The organism is Nocardioides hwasunensis, from assembly GCF_014779665.1.
Lineage (GTDB): Bacteria > Actinomycetota > Actinomycetes > Propionibacteriales > Nocardioidaceae > Nocardioides > Nocardioides hwasunensis.
Window position 1 is genome coordinate 137,658 of the sequence record NZ_JACXYY010000006.1, and the last position, 14,063, is coordinate 151,720.

15 protein-coding genes are annotated in these 14,063 nt (G+C 71.4%); 7 read left to right on the forward strand and 8 right to left on the reverse strand.

Annotated features, from left to right (window positions below):
* Positions 1-54 precede the first annotated feature (54 nt).
* The 3 genes from IEZ25_RS15140 (at position 55) to msrB (ending at position 3,467) form a co-directional block, all read left to right on the forward strand.
* A complete protein-coding gene (locus IEZ25_RS15140; RefSeq protein WP_191200288.1) occupies positions 55-2,169 on the forward strand; it encodes a DEAD/DEAH box helicase in 2,115 nt (704 codons plus the stop codon).
* 51 nt (positions 2,170-2,220) lie between these two features.
* A complete protein-coding gene (locus IEZ25_RS15145; protein ID WP_191200289.1) occupies positions 2,221-2,697 on the forward strand; it encodes a DUF5709 domain-containing protein in 477 nt (158 codons plus the stop codon).
* Positions 2,698-3,014: 317 nt separating this feature from the next.
* Complete coding sequence (gene msrB, locus IEZ25_RS15150; protein ID WP_191200290.1) at positions 3,015-3,467, forward strand: peptide-methionine (R)-S-oxide reductase MsrB; 453 nt, start codon at positions 3,015-3,017, stop codon at positions 3,465-3,467.
* A gap of 22 nt (positions 3,468-3,489) precedes the next feature.
* Here msrB and IEZ25_RS15155 read toward each other — a convergent pair whose 3' ends face one another.
* Complete coding sequence (locus tag IEZ25_RS15155) at positions 3,490-4,473, reverse strand: helix-turn-helix transcriptional regulator (protein ID WP_191200291.1); 984 nt, start codon at positions 4,471-4,473, stop codon at positions 3,490-3,492.
* Positions 4,474-4,575: 102 nt separating this feature from the next.
* Between IEZ25_RS15155 and IEZ25_RS15160 the strand changes: the two genes are divergently transcribed.
* Entirely contained in the window at positions 4,576-5,031 is a 456-nt protein-coding gene (locus IEZ25_RS15160; protein WP_191200292.1) for a VOC family protein, read from the forward strand.
* A gap of 42 nt (positions 5,032-5,073) precedes the next feature.
* Entirely contained in the window at positions 5,074-5,472 is a 399-nt protein-coding gene (locus tag IEZ25_RS21555; RefSeq protein WP_224749077.1) for a maltokinase N-terminal cap-like domain-containing protein, read from the forward strand.
* Positions 5,473-5,475: 3 nt separating this feature from the next.
* Here IEZ25_RS21555 and IEZ25_RS15170 read toward each other — a convergent pair whose 3' ends face one another.
* The 5 genes from IEZ25_RS15170 to IEZ25_RS15190 are packed head-to-tail and all read right to left on the reverse strand — an operon-like array spanning position 5,476 to position 10,014.
* Entirely contained in the window at positions 5,476-6,228 is a 753-nt protein-coding gene (locus IEZ25_RS15170) for an SDR family oxidoreductase (RefSeq protein WP_191200293.1), read from the reverse strand.
* 9 nt (positions 6,229-6,237) lie between these two features.
* Entirely contained in the window at positions 6,238-6,906 is a 669-nt protein-coding gene (locus IEZ25_RS15175) for a histidine phosphatase family protein (RefSeq protein WP_191200294.1), read from the reverse strand.
* Positions 6,903-7,982: a phosphotransferase family protein gene (locus tag IEZ25_RS15180; protein WP_191200295.1), complete on the reverse strand. Its 1,080-nt coding sequence runs from the start codon at positions 7,980-7,982 to the stop codon at positions 6,903-6,905. Before IEZ25_RS15180 ends, IEZ25_RS15175 begins: the two co-directional genes overlap by 4 nt.
* Positions 7,979-8,764 (reverse strand): SDR family NAD(P)-dependent oxidoreductase, encoded by a 786-nt coding sequence (locus IEZ25_RS15185; RefSeq protein WP_191200296.1) that lies wholly within the window; start codon positions 8,762-8,764, stop codon positions 7,979-7,981. The genes IEZ25_RS15180 and IEZ25_RS15185 overlap by 4 nt, the downstream gene beginning before the upstream one ends.
* Positions 8,761-10,014, reverse strand: coding sequence for an acyl-CoA dehydrogenase family protein (locus IEZ25_RS15190; RefSeq protein WP_191200297.1), 1,254 nt, complete (start codon positions 10,012-10,014; stop codon positions 8,761-8,763). Before IEZ25_RS15190 ends, IEZ25_RS15185 begins: the two co-directional genes overlap by 4 nt.
* Positions 10,015-10,053: 39 nt before the next feature.
* Between IEZ25_RS15190 and IEZ25_RS15195 the strand changes: the two genes are divergently transcribed.
* A complete protein-coding gene (locus IEZ25_RS15195) occupies positions 10,054-10,641 on the forward strand; it encodes a TetR/AcrR family transcriptional regulator (protein WP_318152259.1) in 588 nt (195 codons plus the stop codon).
* A 13-nt stretch (positions 10,642-10,654) separates the two neighbouring features.
* On the opposite strand, the gene IEZ25_RS15200 is transcribed toward IEZ25_RS15195, so the two are convergent.
* Both IEZ25_RS15200 and IEZ25_RS15205 read right to left on the reverse strand, forming a co-directional pair.
* Positions 10,655-12,235: an MXAN_6640 family putative metalloprotease gene (locus IEZ25_RS15200; protein ID WP_191200298.1), complete on the reverse strand. Its 1,581-nt coding sequence runs from the start codon at positions 12,233-12,235 to the stop codon at positions 10,655-10,657.
* A gap of 88 nt (positions 12,236-12,323) precedes the next feature.
* Positions 12,324-12,719 (reverse strand): adenylyltransferase/cytidyltransferase family protein, encoded by a 396-nt coding sequence (locus IEZ25_RS15205; protein WP_191200299.1) that lies wholly within the window; start codon positions 12,717-12,719, stop codon positions 12,324-12,326.
* 52 nt (positions 12,720-12,771) lie between these two features.
* Between IEZ25_RS15205 and IEZ25_RS15210 the strand changes: the two genes are divergently transcribed.
* Positions 12,772-14,058: a DUF445 domain-containing protein gene (locus IEZ25_RS15210; RefSeq protein ID WP_191200300.1), complete on the forward strand. Its 1,287-nt coding sequence runs from the start codon at positions 12,772-12,774 to the stop codon at positions 14,056-14,058.
* The last annotated feature ends 5 nt before the right edge of the window (positions 14,059-14,063 follow it).

Here is a 14,063-nt window from a genome sequence, read left to right on the forward strand (position 1 = left end):
CCTCGCCACAGGCTCGCCTGCTCCGCGACGCGTATCCGAGTCCGGGAGGACCCCTTGGCCCAGCGCCAGCGCTCACGCGGCGGTCGCCGCACCCCTGCACAAGCCCGCCACAAGGACAACGAGGGCATCGTCCCCGTCCTGGCGCGTGCGGTGCGCGAGCTCGAGTCCGCGGTGCAGCGCGGTCCGTTGGCCCCGGGCCAGCGCGTCCGGTTCCAGGTCGTCGCGCTCCTGGTGCGCGAGCACCGGCAGGACGTCAAGGCCTCGACCGAGCTGAGCGACCCGCAGAAGGCCGACGAGCTCAAGCGTCTCGACGGCATCGCGACGATCCTCGCCAAGACCGCGACCCGCGACCCCTCCCTCTTCGGCCTGCTCTCGGAGGAGTCCGTCGTCACCGACAGTGCGCGCGACCTGCGCCTGGAGATGCTCCGCAAGGCCGGCGTCGAGGTGGCGCCGGAGGAGCCCAAGCCCGACGACGAGGCCGGCCCGGGCCTGGGCGAGCGCCGGGTCATCCCGCAGTCCGTGGTCCAGCACCAGCTGGCCAACCCGTTCCTCGTGCCCGACTTCGGGATCGGCCGCGAGCGCCGCAGCACCCACGGGCGCCTCACCACCTGGGAGCTGCTCGGGCCGCTCTTCCGCTCCTTCGAGCTCGGTGGGTCCTCCTCCTGCATGGAGCTGCCCGAGCCGACCACCCTCGACGCGCCCGGCAAGCTCGAGCTGATGCCCCACCAGGCCGCGATGATCGCCTCGGCGGCCGAGGGTCACCGCACCTTCCTGCTCGCCGACGAGCCGGGCCTCGGCAAGACCGCCCAAGCGCTCCTCGCCGCGCAGGCGGCCAACGCCTTCCCCCTGCTCGTGGTGTGCCCCAACGTCGTCAAGACCAACTGGGCCCGCGAGACCGAGCGCTGGACGCCGCGCCGCCGCGCGACGGTCATCCACGGTGACGGCGACCGGGTCGACGCCTTCGCCGACGTCGTCATCGTCAACTACGAGATCCTCGACCGCCACGTCGGCTGGCTGGGCGACTTCGGCTTCCGCGGCATGGTCGTCGACGAGGCGCACTTCATCAAGAACAAGACCTCGCAGCGCTCGCGCCACGTGCTCGAGCTCTCCGAGCGGCTGCGCTCGCGCACCGCGCGGCCGCTGCTGATGGCGCTGACCGGCACCCCGCTGATCAACGACATCGAGGACTTCCGCGCGATCTGGCAGTTCCTCGGCTGGATCGACGACCACAAGCCGATGGCGCGCCTGATGGAGGCGCTGGAGGAGACCGACCTGACGCCGGCCGACCCGCCGTTCTACCCCGCGGCGCGCAAGGCCGTGATCGACATGGGCATCGTGCGACGGCGCAAGGTCGACGTGGCCGAGGACATCCCGGCACGCCGCATCGCCGACATCCCCGTCGAGCTCGACGACGAGGACACCCGCTCGATCCGCGCGGCCGAGGAGGACCTGGCCCGCCGGCTCGTGCAGCGCTACAAGGCGGCGCTGGAGACCCGGCGTACGGGCTCCGTCGTCGACGGCATCGACCACGAGCTCGTCCGCCGCGTGGCGACGTGGGAGCGCGAGGAGATGGACAAGGGCACCGGCGGGGAGAACGTCTTCTCGATGTTCCGCCGCATCGGTCGCGCCAAGGCCGGACTCTCCGCCGACTACGCCGCCCAGCTCGCCCGCAACGTCGGCAAGGTCGTCTTCTTCGCCCGCCACGTCGACGTGATGGACATCGCCGAGGAGACCTTCACGCGCCGGGGGCTCAAGCACACCTCGATCCGTGGCGACCAGACGCCGAAGGCGCGCGAGAAGGCGATCGAGGGCTTCGTCAACGACCCCGACGTGCAGGTCATCGTCTGCTCGCTGGCCGCGGCCGGCGTCGGTGTCAACCTCCAGGTCGCCTCCAACGTGGTGCTCTCCGAGCTCTCGTGGACCGACGCCGAGCAGACGCAGGCGATCGACCGCGTGCACCGCATCGGGCAGAGCGACCCGGTCACCGCGTGGCGCATCATCGCCGCCCAGACGATCGACACCCGGATCGCCGAGCTGATCGACTCCAAGGCCGGTCTCGCCGCCCGGGCGCTCGACGGGTCGGACGCGGACGTCGGCTCCTCGGCCAACATCCAGACCGAGGCCCTGGTCGCGCTGCTCACCGACGCGCTGGAGCGCGAGCTCGGCTGATCACCCCCTCGGGCCTTGTCCCGCCCCGGCGGGTCAGGTACGCCTGTAGGCATGACTGAGGATCGCGAGACCTACCTCGACATGTCGGTGGACGACGAGGACCAGCTCCAGCCCGAGGACACGCTCGACGACGGTGACCTCACCGATGTGCTGGACCGCGGCTACTCGCCGCCGGACCGGGCCCCCAAGGGCTACGACGACTACCCGACCGAGGCCGAGCGCCTCCAGGGGGAGTCCCTCGACGAGAAGCTGGCCGAGGAGGAGCCCGAGCCCGACCCGTACGCCGAGGCCGCCAAGGACGCGGACCCCGACCGCGAGGACGAGAACGCCCTCGACGAGCAGCTCGGCCTCGACGAGGCCGACGAGCGCACCGGTCGCCTGGTCGCACCCGACGAGGGGCTGGGGGAGGACCTCGACAAGCAGGAGGTCGCCTACGACGTCGGCATCGACGGCGCCGGCGCCTCCGCCGAGGAGGCCGCCATGCACGTCACCCGCGAGCCCGAGCCGCCGGAGGACCTCGAGCCCTGAGCGAGACTCACGTCGCATCAAGGTCGAAGTCCGCTCGTACCTGCTGCGAGCGGACTTCGACCTTGTCGTCTCTTGTCGTCTCTGTTGACGCCTGCGGTGAGAGTCGACGCTCGGTCGCAACTTCGGACACGTGTCCGAGATGTTGCCCTCAGGCGCCGGGTCGAGGGGCGGATCCGGCAACACGTGTCCGAGATGTTGCCCTCAGAGAGCGACCTCGGGGGCGACATCTCGGACACGTGTGAACCTGTGCCGCGGAACCGGGCCGCCGTCACCTGACGTGGGGCACGAGGTGGGGACCCGGTCTCTAGGCTCGTCGCATGTTCACGCGTCGCTCCCGCCCACAGCCACCGGTGATGCGCACGGACGCGGAGTGGCGGGCGCAGCTGGGTGCCGAGGCGTACCGCGTGCTTCGCCGGGCCGGCACCGAGGCGCCGGGGAGCAGTCCGTACGTCCACCCGACGGCCGGTGCCGAGGGCGTCTACAGGTGCGCGGGCTGCGGCACCGAGCTGTTCCGAGCAGGCGACCAGTTCGACTCCGGGACGGGCTGGCCCAGCTTCTCGGATCCGGCCACGCGTGATGCCGTGTCGATCCGGACCGACTTCAAGCTGCTGGTCCCGCGACGCGAGGCGAGCTGCTCCAGCTGCGGTGGGCACCTGGGACACGTGTTCGGTGACGGGCCCACGCCGACCGGTCGACGATGGTGCATCAACGGCGCCGCCCTCACCCTCGACGAGGATCCACCCGAGGCGACCGAGGAGACGACCGCCTAGAGGCCGCCGGTCCGGGCGCCGGTCAGCCGCGCGCGGTCGCGGCGTAGCGCTCGGCGAGCACCGCGAACGCGGCGGTGAGCTCGGGCGGCCCCACCACCTCCATGGCCACCTCGAAGCGGCCGAGCGAGGCGGCGAGCGAGCCCCAGGACCAGGAGCCGACCTCGAGGCTGCACCGCTCCTCGTCGACCACGCGCACCGTCCCGTCGCCGGCGAAGGGCAGGACCTCCCGGGCCGGGAGGTCGAGGATCACCGTGCCCCGGCAGGGCCACTCGTTGACGTCGCGGCCCTTGAAGCGTGCCGAGACGAACTCGTGCACGTCACCGCCCGGGACCTCGCGGGGCGTGAAGCGCGGGCCCGTCGGCGTACGCGGTGTGACCCGGTCGGCGCTGAAGAGACGCCAGTCCTCCCGGTCGAGGTCCCAGGCGAGGAGGTACCAGCGGCCGTCGGAGGTGACGATGTGGTGCGGCTCCGCGCGACGTGGTGGCGAGGTCGGCTCGGCGTCCGGGGCGGCGTCACGAGCGGCGTAGTCGAAGCGCAGCACCTCCCGGGCGCGGATCGCGCCGCTGAGCGAGACGAGCACCTCGGAGGAGACCCGCGCAGGGGTTCCGCTGCCGGCGCCGCGGGTGATGGCGGTGACCTCGAGCGCGTCGAGCCGATGGCGCAGGCGCGACGGCATGACCTGCCGCACGGTGGCCAGCGCGCGGAGGGCGCCTTCCTCGATCCCGACGCCGGCGGCCGGCGCGGTCTGCAGGGCGATGGCGACCGCGACGGTCTGGTCGTCGTCGAAGAGCAGCGGAGGGAGCTCCGTCCCGGCGCCCAGCCGGTAGCCACCGTCGGGACCCATCGTCGCCTCGATGCGATAGCCCATCTCGCGGAGGCGGTCGATGTCGCGTCGCACCGTGCGGTCGCTGGTCTGCAGGCGCTGGGCGAGCAGGGAGCCCGGCCAGTCGCGCCGGGTCTGGAGCAGCGACAGCAGCTGCAGCAGTCGCGAGGTCGTCGACGTCATCTCCCCAGACTAGGTGCAGTCTAGGACACACCCTGACCTACACGACCGGCAGAGTCGCTCCTGACGCGGCCACCAGGGCCGCGCACCCCAGGAGGAGCAGCAATGACCATCCAGACGACCCCTCACCTGAACTTCCGCGGTGACGCACGCGCGGCGCTCGAGCACTACCGGTCCGTGTTCGGCGGGCACGCGGTCATCCAGACGTACGCCGACTTCGGCATGCCGGCCGAGGTGCCGGGCTCCGACCGAGTGGTGTTCGGCCTCGTCGCGTCCGACGCAGGGTTCCGGATCATGGGCTACGACGTCCCCGGCGAGTCCGGCGGCACGATCGTGGGCGGCACCTCGACCCGACGCGAGGACAACACCACCCTCACCGACCAGGCGCTGTTCGTCTCCGTCGCCGCCGACACCCTCGACGAGGCGCAGGGCTACTGGGACGGCCTCGTCGAGGGCAGCACCGTCGTCGAACCCCTCGCCGCGTCCGCGTGGAGTCCTGGCTTCGGCATGCTCACCGACCGCTTCGGCGTGACCTGGAGCATGAGCGTCGCCACCGCCTGAGCCCCGAGGCCCGGCGGTCCCGTCGGTGGCTACGGTGGGGGCATGGGCCTGATCGGCACGATGGAGCACTCCGTGCTCGGCACGCGCCACGTCTACGACGCCTGTGCGGACCCGGTCTTCGTCGCGACCGTGCTCGACACGATCCGGTCGGGCGGCCGTCAGGCCGATCTCCGGGTGAGGCGGGTCGACGGCACCGAGGTCGGTCGCGACGCCGACGCGACGGCCCGGGGCGAGGGTGTGCCGACCGTCCCCCGTCACGACCCCGGCGTGCCGGTGTCGGTGGCGGACGGGACGGATCGCACCACGGTCACCGGCGGCGGCTTCGAGCTGACGGTCGTGCGCCGCCTCGGCGGCTCGCCGGATGGGCTGAAGAAGGGGCCGGCCCTGACCGGCACCTTCGCCGGCGGGGCCGACCTCCGGCTCGCGATCGTCAGCGGCTGAGCCTCAGGCCATCCTCCGCAGCACCGCCGTCGGCACGTGCTTGGTCACGAACCCGAGTGGCGCCCAGGGCCAGGCGGGGACGCGCGCCGAGGCCTTCTGCTTCTCGATCGCATCGACCATCGCGCGCACGCCCTTCTCCGTCGAGGACATGAGCGGCGTCCGCGCCGCGGTGCCGGACATCTCGGAGGCGATGTAGCCGGGGTAGAGCACGGTGACCTTGATCGGGCTGCCGTGCACGTCGGCGCGGAAGCCCTCGGCGAGGTGGGCGACCGCGGCCTTGGTGGCGGCGTAGGTCGTGATGTTCCTCGGCATCCCGCGCAGCGCGGAGATCGACGAGACCATCACGAGCTGACCGGCGTCCTGCCTGCGGAAGATCGCGGCGGCGGCCTCGGTCTGCGCCAGCGCTCCGATGAAGTTGGTCTGCGCGGTCTCGAGGTTCGCGTCGAAGCGACCGGTGCCGAGCGGCTGGCCCTTGCCGAGCCCGGCGTTGACGACGACCTTGTCGAGGTGTCCGAGCTCGGCGTGGAACTCGTCGAAGACGCGGAAGACGGCGTCGTGGTCGTTGACGTCGAGCGCCTTCACCGAGACGGTCACGTCCGGGTGCGCCGCACCGATCTCGGACGCGAGCGCGTCGAGGCGGTCCGTGCGCCGGGCGCATAGGGCGAGGTCGTAGCCGAGGGCCGCGAACTGTCGCGCCATCTCGGCGCCGAGGCCACTGCTCGCTCCGGTGATCAGGATCGTGCGCTGGTCGGGCATCGGTGGTTCCTAGCGGTAGGTGAGCAGGTCGGCGGAGAGGTGGTCGTGGGCGTTGAACGAGACGAGCGTGGTGCCACGTGAGCCGCGCACGACGGTCGAGACGCCGGAGTTGACCGAGACGGGGTTCAGCCGGAGCCAGAGCCCGGTGCGGACGGCCGGGTCGTCGGCCAGCAGCGTGGCGACCGCCCAGGCGATCGGACCACCGCTCGTGACGACCACGGCGGATCCCTTGCGCGGCAACGAGTCGGTGAGCCGGGCCAGCGAGGCCCCGACGCGGTCGGTGAAGGCGGCGAACGGCTCGTCGTAGGCCCCGTCGTGCCCGCCCGACGTCCAGCTCAGCGTGGCCTCCTCGAACCAGCGCTGGAAGGCGACCCGCCCGGTCTCGCCCTCGACGCTCGTCGGACGGTCGTGGACGGCGAGCACCTGGACGTGGTCGAACTCGTCCCATCCGGCGTCGACCGCGACCTCAGTCGTCCACCCGGAGCCGTCGAGCACACCGGTCGCGGTCTGGGAGTGCCGCTTCATCCCACCCGCCACCACCACGTCCGGGGCGACCCCGCGCGAGGCCAGTGCCGCTCCGAGCACCCGCGCCTGCTCGTGGCCGGTGGGGGAGAGCTCGTCGTAGTCGGCCGCACCGAAGGACGCCTGCCCGTGCCGCACCAGGAGGATGCTGCTCACGCGCCCGCCCCGATGATGGTGTCGATCCGGCGACCCATGACCTGCACGGCCGTGCCGAAGAGCGCGTAGGTCTCGTTGCTCGTCTGGCCGTGGAACCAGCGGTAGTAGATCTGCTGGGCGATGACCGCCGTGCGGAACAGCCCGAAGACCTCGTAGAACCGCCACTGCTCGGCCGTCACGGTGCGACCGGTGCGCTCGGCGTACGCCGCCACGAACTCGTCGCGGGTCAGCATCCCGGGCAGGTGGGTCGGCACCCGCCGCACCATCTGGAGCTCCTCGGGATCGTCGGCCTGCACCCAGTAGGCCATCGACCCGGCCAGGTCCATCAGCGGGTCTCCGAGCGTCGCCATCTCCCAGTCGAGGACGCCGACGACGCGCGTGACGTCGTCGTCCGACAGCACCAGGTTGTCGAGCTTGTAGTCGTTGTGGATCACGCAGACGCCGACGTCGTCGGGCTGGCGCTCGTCGAGCCAGGCCATCACCGACTCGAGGTCGGGCACGTCGTCGGTGCGCGCGTTGCGATAGCGCGTCGACCAGCCCTCGACCTGTCGGCGGACGTAGCCGAGGCCCTTGCCGAGGTCGTCGAGCCCCGCGGCCACCGGGTCGATGCCGTGCAGCTCGGCCAGCACGTCGACGGCGTTCAGGCACAGTGCACGCGCCTGCTTGGGCGACAGCGGCACGTCGACCGGCCACTCGCTGCGCGGGATCACCCCGGGGACGCGGTCCATCGCGTAGAAGTCGCCGCCCACGACGTCGGGGTCGTCGCAGAAGGCGACCATCGTCGCGACGTGGGCGAAGACGGGCGCCAGCGCCGCCTGGATGACGTACTCGCGGCGCATGTCGTGCGCCCCCCTGGCCTTGGTGCCCCTCGGCGCGCGGCGGACGATGAGGTCACGACCTGACCGGAAGCGCAGCAGGTAGGTCAGGTTCGAGGCGCCGCCCGTGAACTGCCGGACGTCCGGATCGCCGTCGAGGCCGTCGGGCGTGGCGGCGTTCGCGCGGAGCCACTCGACCACGCGGTCCACGTCGAAGGCGTCCTCGTCCCGCACCGGCCGGGCGCCCGGCACGGCCGTCACGGCGTCGCTCCGTCGGCCGACTGCAGCTTGGCCGCCTGGTCGCGCATGACGGCGTCGTAGGCGGGTCGGTCCGCCCACTTGAGGTAGTAGGCATGCCGCGCCGGCTCGTCGGGCACGATGACCTCGTCGCCGGCGTCCATCCCTGCGAGCACCGCGGCCGCGATGTCGCCGGCGGTGATCGTGGAGCGCGCGACCAGTGCGCCGACCACCTGCCCGACGAGCTCGTCGCTGCCCTGCATCGAGTCCATGAGGTTGGTCCGGAAGTAGGACGGGCACACCACGCTCGCCCGGACGCCGTACGACGCCAGCTCGTGGCCGCAGGTCTCGGTGAACGCGACGACCGCCGCCTTCACCGCGTTGTAGGAGCCCATCCCTCCCGGGTGGACGAGGCCGGCGAGCGAGGCGACGTTGACCAGGTGCCCGGAGCGCTGCTCCTTGAGCATCGGCACGAAGGCCCGGGTGCCGCGGACGACCCCGAAGAGGTTGATGTCGGTGATCCACTGCCACTCGTCCAGGGTGCAGACGTCGACGCGGCCGCCTCCGGCGACGCCGGCGTTGTTGACCAGCACGTCGAGGCCGCCCCACCGGTCGCGGACGGCCGTCAGGGCCGCGGCCCAGTCGTCGTCGGAGGTGATGTCGAGGACCAGGTCGATGCCGTCGGCCGCCACCCGGTCGGTGGCGAGCACCTCGTCGCCGCGCGCGCGGAACGCGTCGACGAGCGCGGCGCCCAGCCCCGAGGCCGCCCCGGTGACGAGGACCCGGGCTCCGCCGATGGTGCTCACGCCGTGTGCTTCCCGAGCTCGATCTTCGCGATCACGTTGCGGTGCACCTCGTCGGGACCGTCGGCCAGCCGGAGGGACCGCGCGCCGACCCAGGCGTTGGCCAGGGGGAAGTCGTCGGACATGCCGCCACCGCCGTGCAGCTGGATCGCCATGTCGATGACGTCGAGGGCCATGAGGGGCACCTCGACCTTGATCTCGCTGACCGCGGAGTAGGCCTCGCGGCTCATGCCCTGGTCGAGGAGCCAGGCGGCGTGCATCACCAGCAGGCGGGAGCGGTTGATCGCGATCCGGGCATCGGCGATGCGCTCGCGGTTGCCGCCGAGGCTGGCGAGCGGCTTGCCGAAGGCGGTGCGCGAGAGTGCCCGGGCGCAGGCCAGCTCGAGGGCGCGCTCGGCCAGGCCGATCGCGCGCATGCAGTGGTGCACGCGACCGGGACCGAGCCGGCCCTGGGCGATCTCGAACGCGCGACCGGGCCCGAGCAGCACGTTGGCCGCCGGCACGCGGACGTCGTCGAAGGACACCTCGCCGTGGCCCAGCGGCTCGTCGTAGTAGCCCATCGTGGTGAGCATCCGCTCGACCTTCACCCCGGGGGTGTCGCGCGGGACCAGCACCATCGTGTGCCGCGAGTGCCGGTCGGCGTCGGGGTCCGAGAGGCCCATGAAGACGAAGATCCTGCAGTCGGGGTTGCCGACGCCGGTCGACCACCACTTGCGCCCGTTGATGACGACCTCGTCGCCCTCGAGGCGGGCGGTCGCGGCCATGTTGGTCGCGTCGGAGGACGCCACGGCAGGCTCGGTCATGCAGAAGGCGCTGCGGATCTCGGCGCGCAGCAGCGGCTCGAGCCACTGCTCGCGCTGCTCGGCGGTGCCGTAGCGCAGCAGCACCTCCATGTTGCCGGTGTCCGGCGCGTTCGAGTTGAAGACCAGGGGAGCCAGGAACGAGCGACCCATCGCCTCGGCCACCGGTGCGTAGTCGACGTTGGTCAGGCCCTCGCCCCCGTCGGTGCCGAAGTCGGCGGCATAGCTCCCGGCGTGCGCGGCGGGCAGGAAGAGGTTCCACAGCCCCTGCTCCCGGGCCTTGGCCTGGAGCTCGGCGATCACCGGGTCGGGCGTCCACTGGTCGCCGTCGGACTCGCGCAGGCGGGTGATGCGCCGGTGGGTCTCGGCCTCGACCGGCTCGACCTCGGACGTGACGAACGCGCGGACCCGGTCGCGGAGGTCGGCGGCGCGGGGGGAGAGCGAGAAGTCCATGGATTGACCTTGGCACACTGTTGAGCAATGCTCAACAGTGTGTCCGAACCGCCCGTACGCCGCCGGCTGAGCGCCCAGGACCGACGGCGGCAGCTGGTCGGCATCGGGCTGTCGAAGATCGTCGAGAAGCCGATCCAGGACCTCTCGATGGACGACATCGCGGCTGAGGCAGGCATCTCGCGCGGCTTGCTCTTCCACTACTTCCCGACCAAGACCGACTTCTACCTCGACTGCATCGCGGCCGCGGGGCGGCGCATCCTGCGCAACACCGCGCCCGACGAGACGTTGGACGGAGCGCAGCAGGTCGAGATGGTGGTCCGACTGATGATCGAGCAGATCGATCGCCGGCGCGACTTCTACCTCGCCCTCGTCCACGGCCACGGCGTGGCCGACCCGCGGGTCAGCGAGGTGATGGAGTCGGTCCGCGACGGCAGCACCGACCGGGTGAGCGCCGCGATCGAGGTGCCCGGTCGTCAGCGCGACGTCGTGCGCGCGTGGTGGGCCTACACGGAGGACCGGGCGCTCACCTGGTCGGCAGTGCCGACCGGCGAGCGCCCGGTCTCGTTGGCTGAGCTGGTCGAGGAGTGCGTCGCCGCGCTCCACGCCCTGCTGGGGCTCAGGCCCTAGCTCATCGCTCCTGTCAGCGCTTGGTGACGCGGCCCGTCACCGAGAAGCGCATCTTGTCGTCCAGCGGCTTGCCCTGGCAGGCGTAGGTCGTGCCACGGTTGCACTTGTAGCGGGTCGAGCCGTTGACGAGCGTCACCGAGACGACGGCGACCTTCTTGCCGTTGAAGCCGACGCGGAGGCGACCGTCACCGTTGCGGTTGAGCTTGACCGTCTTGACCTGGCGCTTGCCGTTCTTCATGTGCACGACGACCACGGCGGCCGGCGAGGTCCGCTTGGCCGGACCGTTGACCTTGATCGCGAGCTTCCACTTCTTGCCGTTGAGGCCCTTCGGGGCGAAGCCGTAGGAGGCCGAGGCGAGGTGGAAGATCTTGGTGCCGAACTTCTTCGAGCGCTTGCGCTTGGTCAGCACCTTGCCGTTGGCGAACTTCGGGAAGGCGTACTCGGCGCCCTCGGGGTAGTTCGCGGCGGGGGTCAGGTTGCCGGCGGCGAACCTGGCGAAGTTCTTGGTGAAGCCGCCCTTCTTCTTCAGGACCTTCTGCAGCGCCTCGACGCTGTTCTTGCCGCCGTCCTTCTTGAGCGATCCGGCCTGGTCCCAGGCCTTCTTCACGATGCCGGTGCCGTACTTGTTGGACAGGTACTCCCACCAGACCCAGCTGCCGTACTGGAAGGTGTACTGGCTGCTGAACAGGTCGAGCGGCACCTGGGGCGCGTAGATCGGGCTGGTCGGGAAGTACTGACGGTTGTCGTTGACGTGGGTGGCGACCCGCTCCTCCATCCACGTCGCCGTGGACTCCATCATCCAGCGGTCCTCGGCGTAGTCGTAGCCGAACTGGATGGCGTGGAAGAACTCGTGGCCCGCGGTGACCAGGAGGTTGTCGGCCGGGGTGGCGCTGGGGAACTGCGCCTGGGAGAAGTCGTTGTCGAGGACGCAGTAGCCCGAGGCGGTGCGGTTCTTGACCCGGGTCTCGGGCGCGCAGTAGCCGTAGATGCCCTGGCCGCCGAGGTCCTTGAGGTAGACGTCGAGCTGCGGGCCGCCGCCCTTGGCGCCGTCGGTGAGCGGCGCGCGGTAGCCGAGCTGGTCGACCTCCTGGGTCCAGATCGAGTCGACGACGGCGAGGTTCTGGTTGACCCAGTCGACCGACGGCGGGGCGTCGGCGGTGGTGGGGACGTAGTGCAGGCAGATGCGGGTGTTGCACACCGGGGCCGCCTCGGGGACGGTGTAGCCGAATCCGTCGGGGTCGGTGGGGCCGTCGGTCGGCCGGGCGAGGAGGTTCTCGGCCTGGGCCAGGTCCCGGCCGCTCAGCTCGGACCTCTTGACCCACAGGTCGCGCAGCGCGAGGGTCGCGGAGGGGTCGTTCGCGCGGGCCTTGCCCGAGAACACCCGTCGCGCGGTGGTGAGCGCGTCGCCCGCGGCCAGCTGGTCGACCTCGGGCAGCGGCGCCTGGGGTGCGAGGTCCGACGGGCCGCCGGACGCGGAGAGGTCGGCGGTCCGCGGGTTGATCGGCCGCTGGCCATCGGCGGCGACGGCGGGCGCAGACAGGGCCGCGCCCCCCATCAGTGCGATGGCCACGGCGGTGGTGAGTGCTCTGCGCATGGTTGGCCTCTGGTTCCCCTCTTGGTGGTCAGCTCGGAGTGACACTAACCCAGCGACAGGACACTGAAACCTGTTGCCGGGTCGGCAGTCACAGATCCGCGATGTGCTCGATGATCGCGGTGGTGGAGATGGCAGGTGTCCGCTCGAGGTAGACGACCTCGCACACGTCGCCGAACTCGTCGAACTTGCCCGCCCAGTCGTCGCCCATCACGAGGACGTCGGCGGCGTGCTCGACGAGGTAGTCGCGCTTCTGCTCCAGGCTCTCCTCGACGAACACCTCGTCGACCACCTTGAGCGCCGCCACGATCGCGAGTCGCTCACGCTGGCTGAAGATCGGGGCCCGCCCCTTCTTCCGCTCGTTGAGTGCGTCGGCGGACACCCCGACCACGAGCCGGTCGCCCAGGGCCGCTGCGCGCTCGAGCACGCGCAGGTGCCCGACGTGGAACACGTCGAACGTCCCGAAGGTGACCACGGTGCGAGGCATGCGCGGCATTCTGGCACGCCCGGTGCGGGGCCGGTGGGAGAGGATGGGCGGCATGTCCACCACGGCTGCGACCCAGAGGCCCACCGTCTCGCTCATCACCCCCGACCCGGGCGCGGACGAGGAGCGACGCCGCGGCCTGCGCCGGATGCGGACGGTGGCCGTCGGGCTGCTGGCGCTCGCCGCGGTCGTGTACGTCGCCACGCTGGGCCGCGACGGGGCCTGGGGTTTCGTCAACGCGGGCGCCGAGGCGTCGATGGTCGGCGCCATCGCCGACTGGTTCGCGGTGACCGCGCTCTTCAAGCACCCCCTCGGCCTGCCCATCCCGCACACGGCGCTGGTGCCGAAGCGGAAGGACGAGCTCGGCAAGGGCCTCGAGGAGTTCGTGGGGGAGAACTTCCTCCAGGAGGACATCATCCGCGAGCGGGTCGCCGCCGCGACGATCTCGGCGCGGGTGGGGGACTGGCTCGCCGAGCCGGCCAACGCCCGTCGGGTGGTCGACGAGGCCTCCGACGTCGCCGCCATCGCGCTCGGCAAGGTCCGCGACGACCACATCGTCGACCTGGTGACCCAGGCGCTGGTGCCGCGCTTCCGCGAGGAGCCGATCGCACCCCTGCTCGGCACCACGCTCATGGAGGTGCTCCGCGACGACCTGCACCACGGGGTGGTCGACCTGGCGGTCGACGAGATGCACCGTTGGCTGGTCGAGAACCCCGAGACGTTCTCCTCCGTCCTGGAGGAGCGGGCGCCGTGGTGGACGCCGCCGCGGCTCAACGAGGCGGTCACCTCGCGCATGCACGTGCAGGCGCTGGCGTGGCTCGAGGACATCCGCGACGACCCGCACCACCGCGCCCGCGAGGCGCTCGACTCGATGCTGGGCCAGCTCGCCACCGACCTGCTGCACGACCGGGAGACCCAGGAGCGGGCCGAGTCGTTCAAGGAGCGCCTGCTCGAGCACCCGCAGGTGGCGGCGACCGCGGTCTCGCTGTGGAAGGCGATGCGCTCGGCGCTGCTCGCGTCCATCGAGGACCGCGAGGGTGCGGTGCGCCAGCGGCTGCTGGCCGAGCTCGACCTGTTCTCCGAGCGGTTGCGTCAGGACGCCCCGCTGCGCGAACGGCTCGACCGCACTGCCGCCGACCTCACGGTCTTCATGGTCGAGCGCTACGGCGCGGAGGTGACGACGGTGATCACCTCGACCATCGAGCGGTGGGACGGCAAGGAGGCCGCCAGGCGCATCGAGCTGCACGTGGGCAAGGACCTCCAGTTCATCCGCATCAACGGCACCATCGTCGGCGGCCTCGTGGGTGTGCTGATCCACACGTTCTCGGTGCTGGTTCACTAGGGCCC

Coding starts and splice junctions, on each gene's coding strand:
- IEZ25_RS15145 (WP_191200289.1), top strand. CDS start 2,221: ATGACTGAGGATCGCGAGACCTACCTCGACATGTCGGTGGACGACGAG.
- msrB (WP_191200290.1), top strand. CDS start 3,015: ATGTTCACGCGTCGCTCCCGCCCACAGCCACCGGTGATGCGCACGGAC.
- IEZ25_RS15155 (WP_191200291.1), bottom strand. CDS start 4,473: ATGACGTCGACGACCTCGCGACTGCTGCAGCTGCTGTCGCTGCTCCAG.
- IEZ25_RS15160 (WP_191200292.1), top strand. CDS start 4,576: ATGACCATCCAGACGACCCCTCACCTGAACTTCCGCGGTGACGCACGC.
- IEZ25_RS21555 (WP_224749077.1), top strand. CDS start 5,074: ATGGGCCTGATCGGCACGATGGAGCACTCCGTGCTCGGCACGCGCCAC.
- IEZ25_RS15170 (WP_191200293.1), bottom strand. CDS start 6,228: ATGCCCGACCAGCGCACGATCCTGATCACCGGAGCGAGCAGTGGCCTC.
- IEZ25_RS15190 (WP_191200297.1), bottom strand. CDS start 10,014: ATGGACTTCTCGCTCTCCCCCCGCGCCGCCGACCTCCGCGACCGGGTC.
- IEZ25_RS15200 (WP_191200298.1), bottom strand. CDS start 12,235: ATGCGCAGAGCACTCACCACCGCCGTGGCCATCGCACTGATGGGGGGC.
- IEZ25_RS15205 (WP_191200299.1), bottom strand. CDS start 12,719: ATGCCTCGCACCGTGGTCACCTTCGGGACGTTCGACGTGTTCCACGTC.
- IEZ25_RS15210 (WP_191200300.1), top strand. CDS start 12,772: ATGTCCACCACGGCTGCGACCCAGAGGCCCACCGTCTCGCTCATCACC.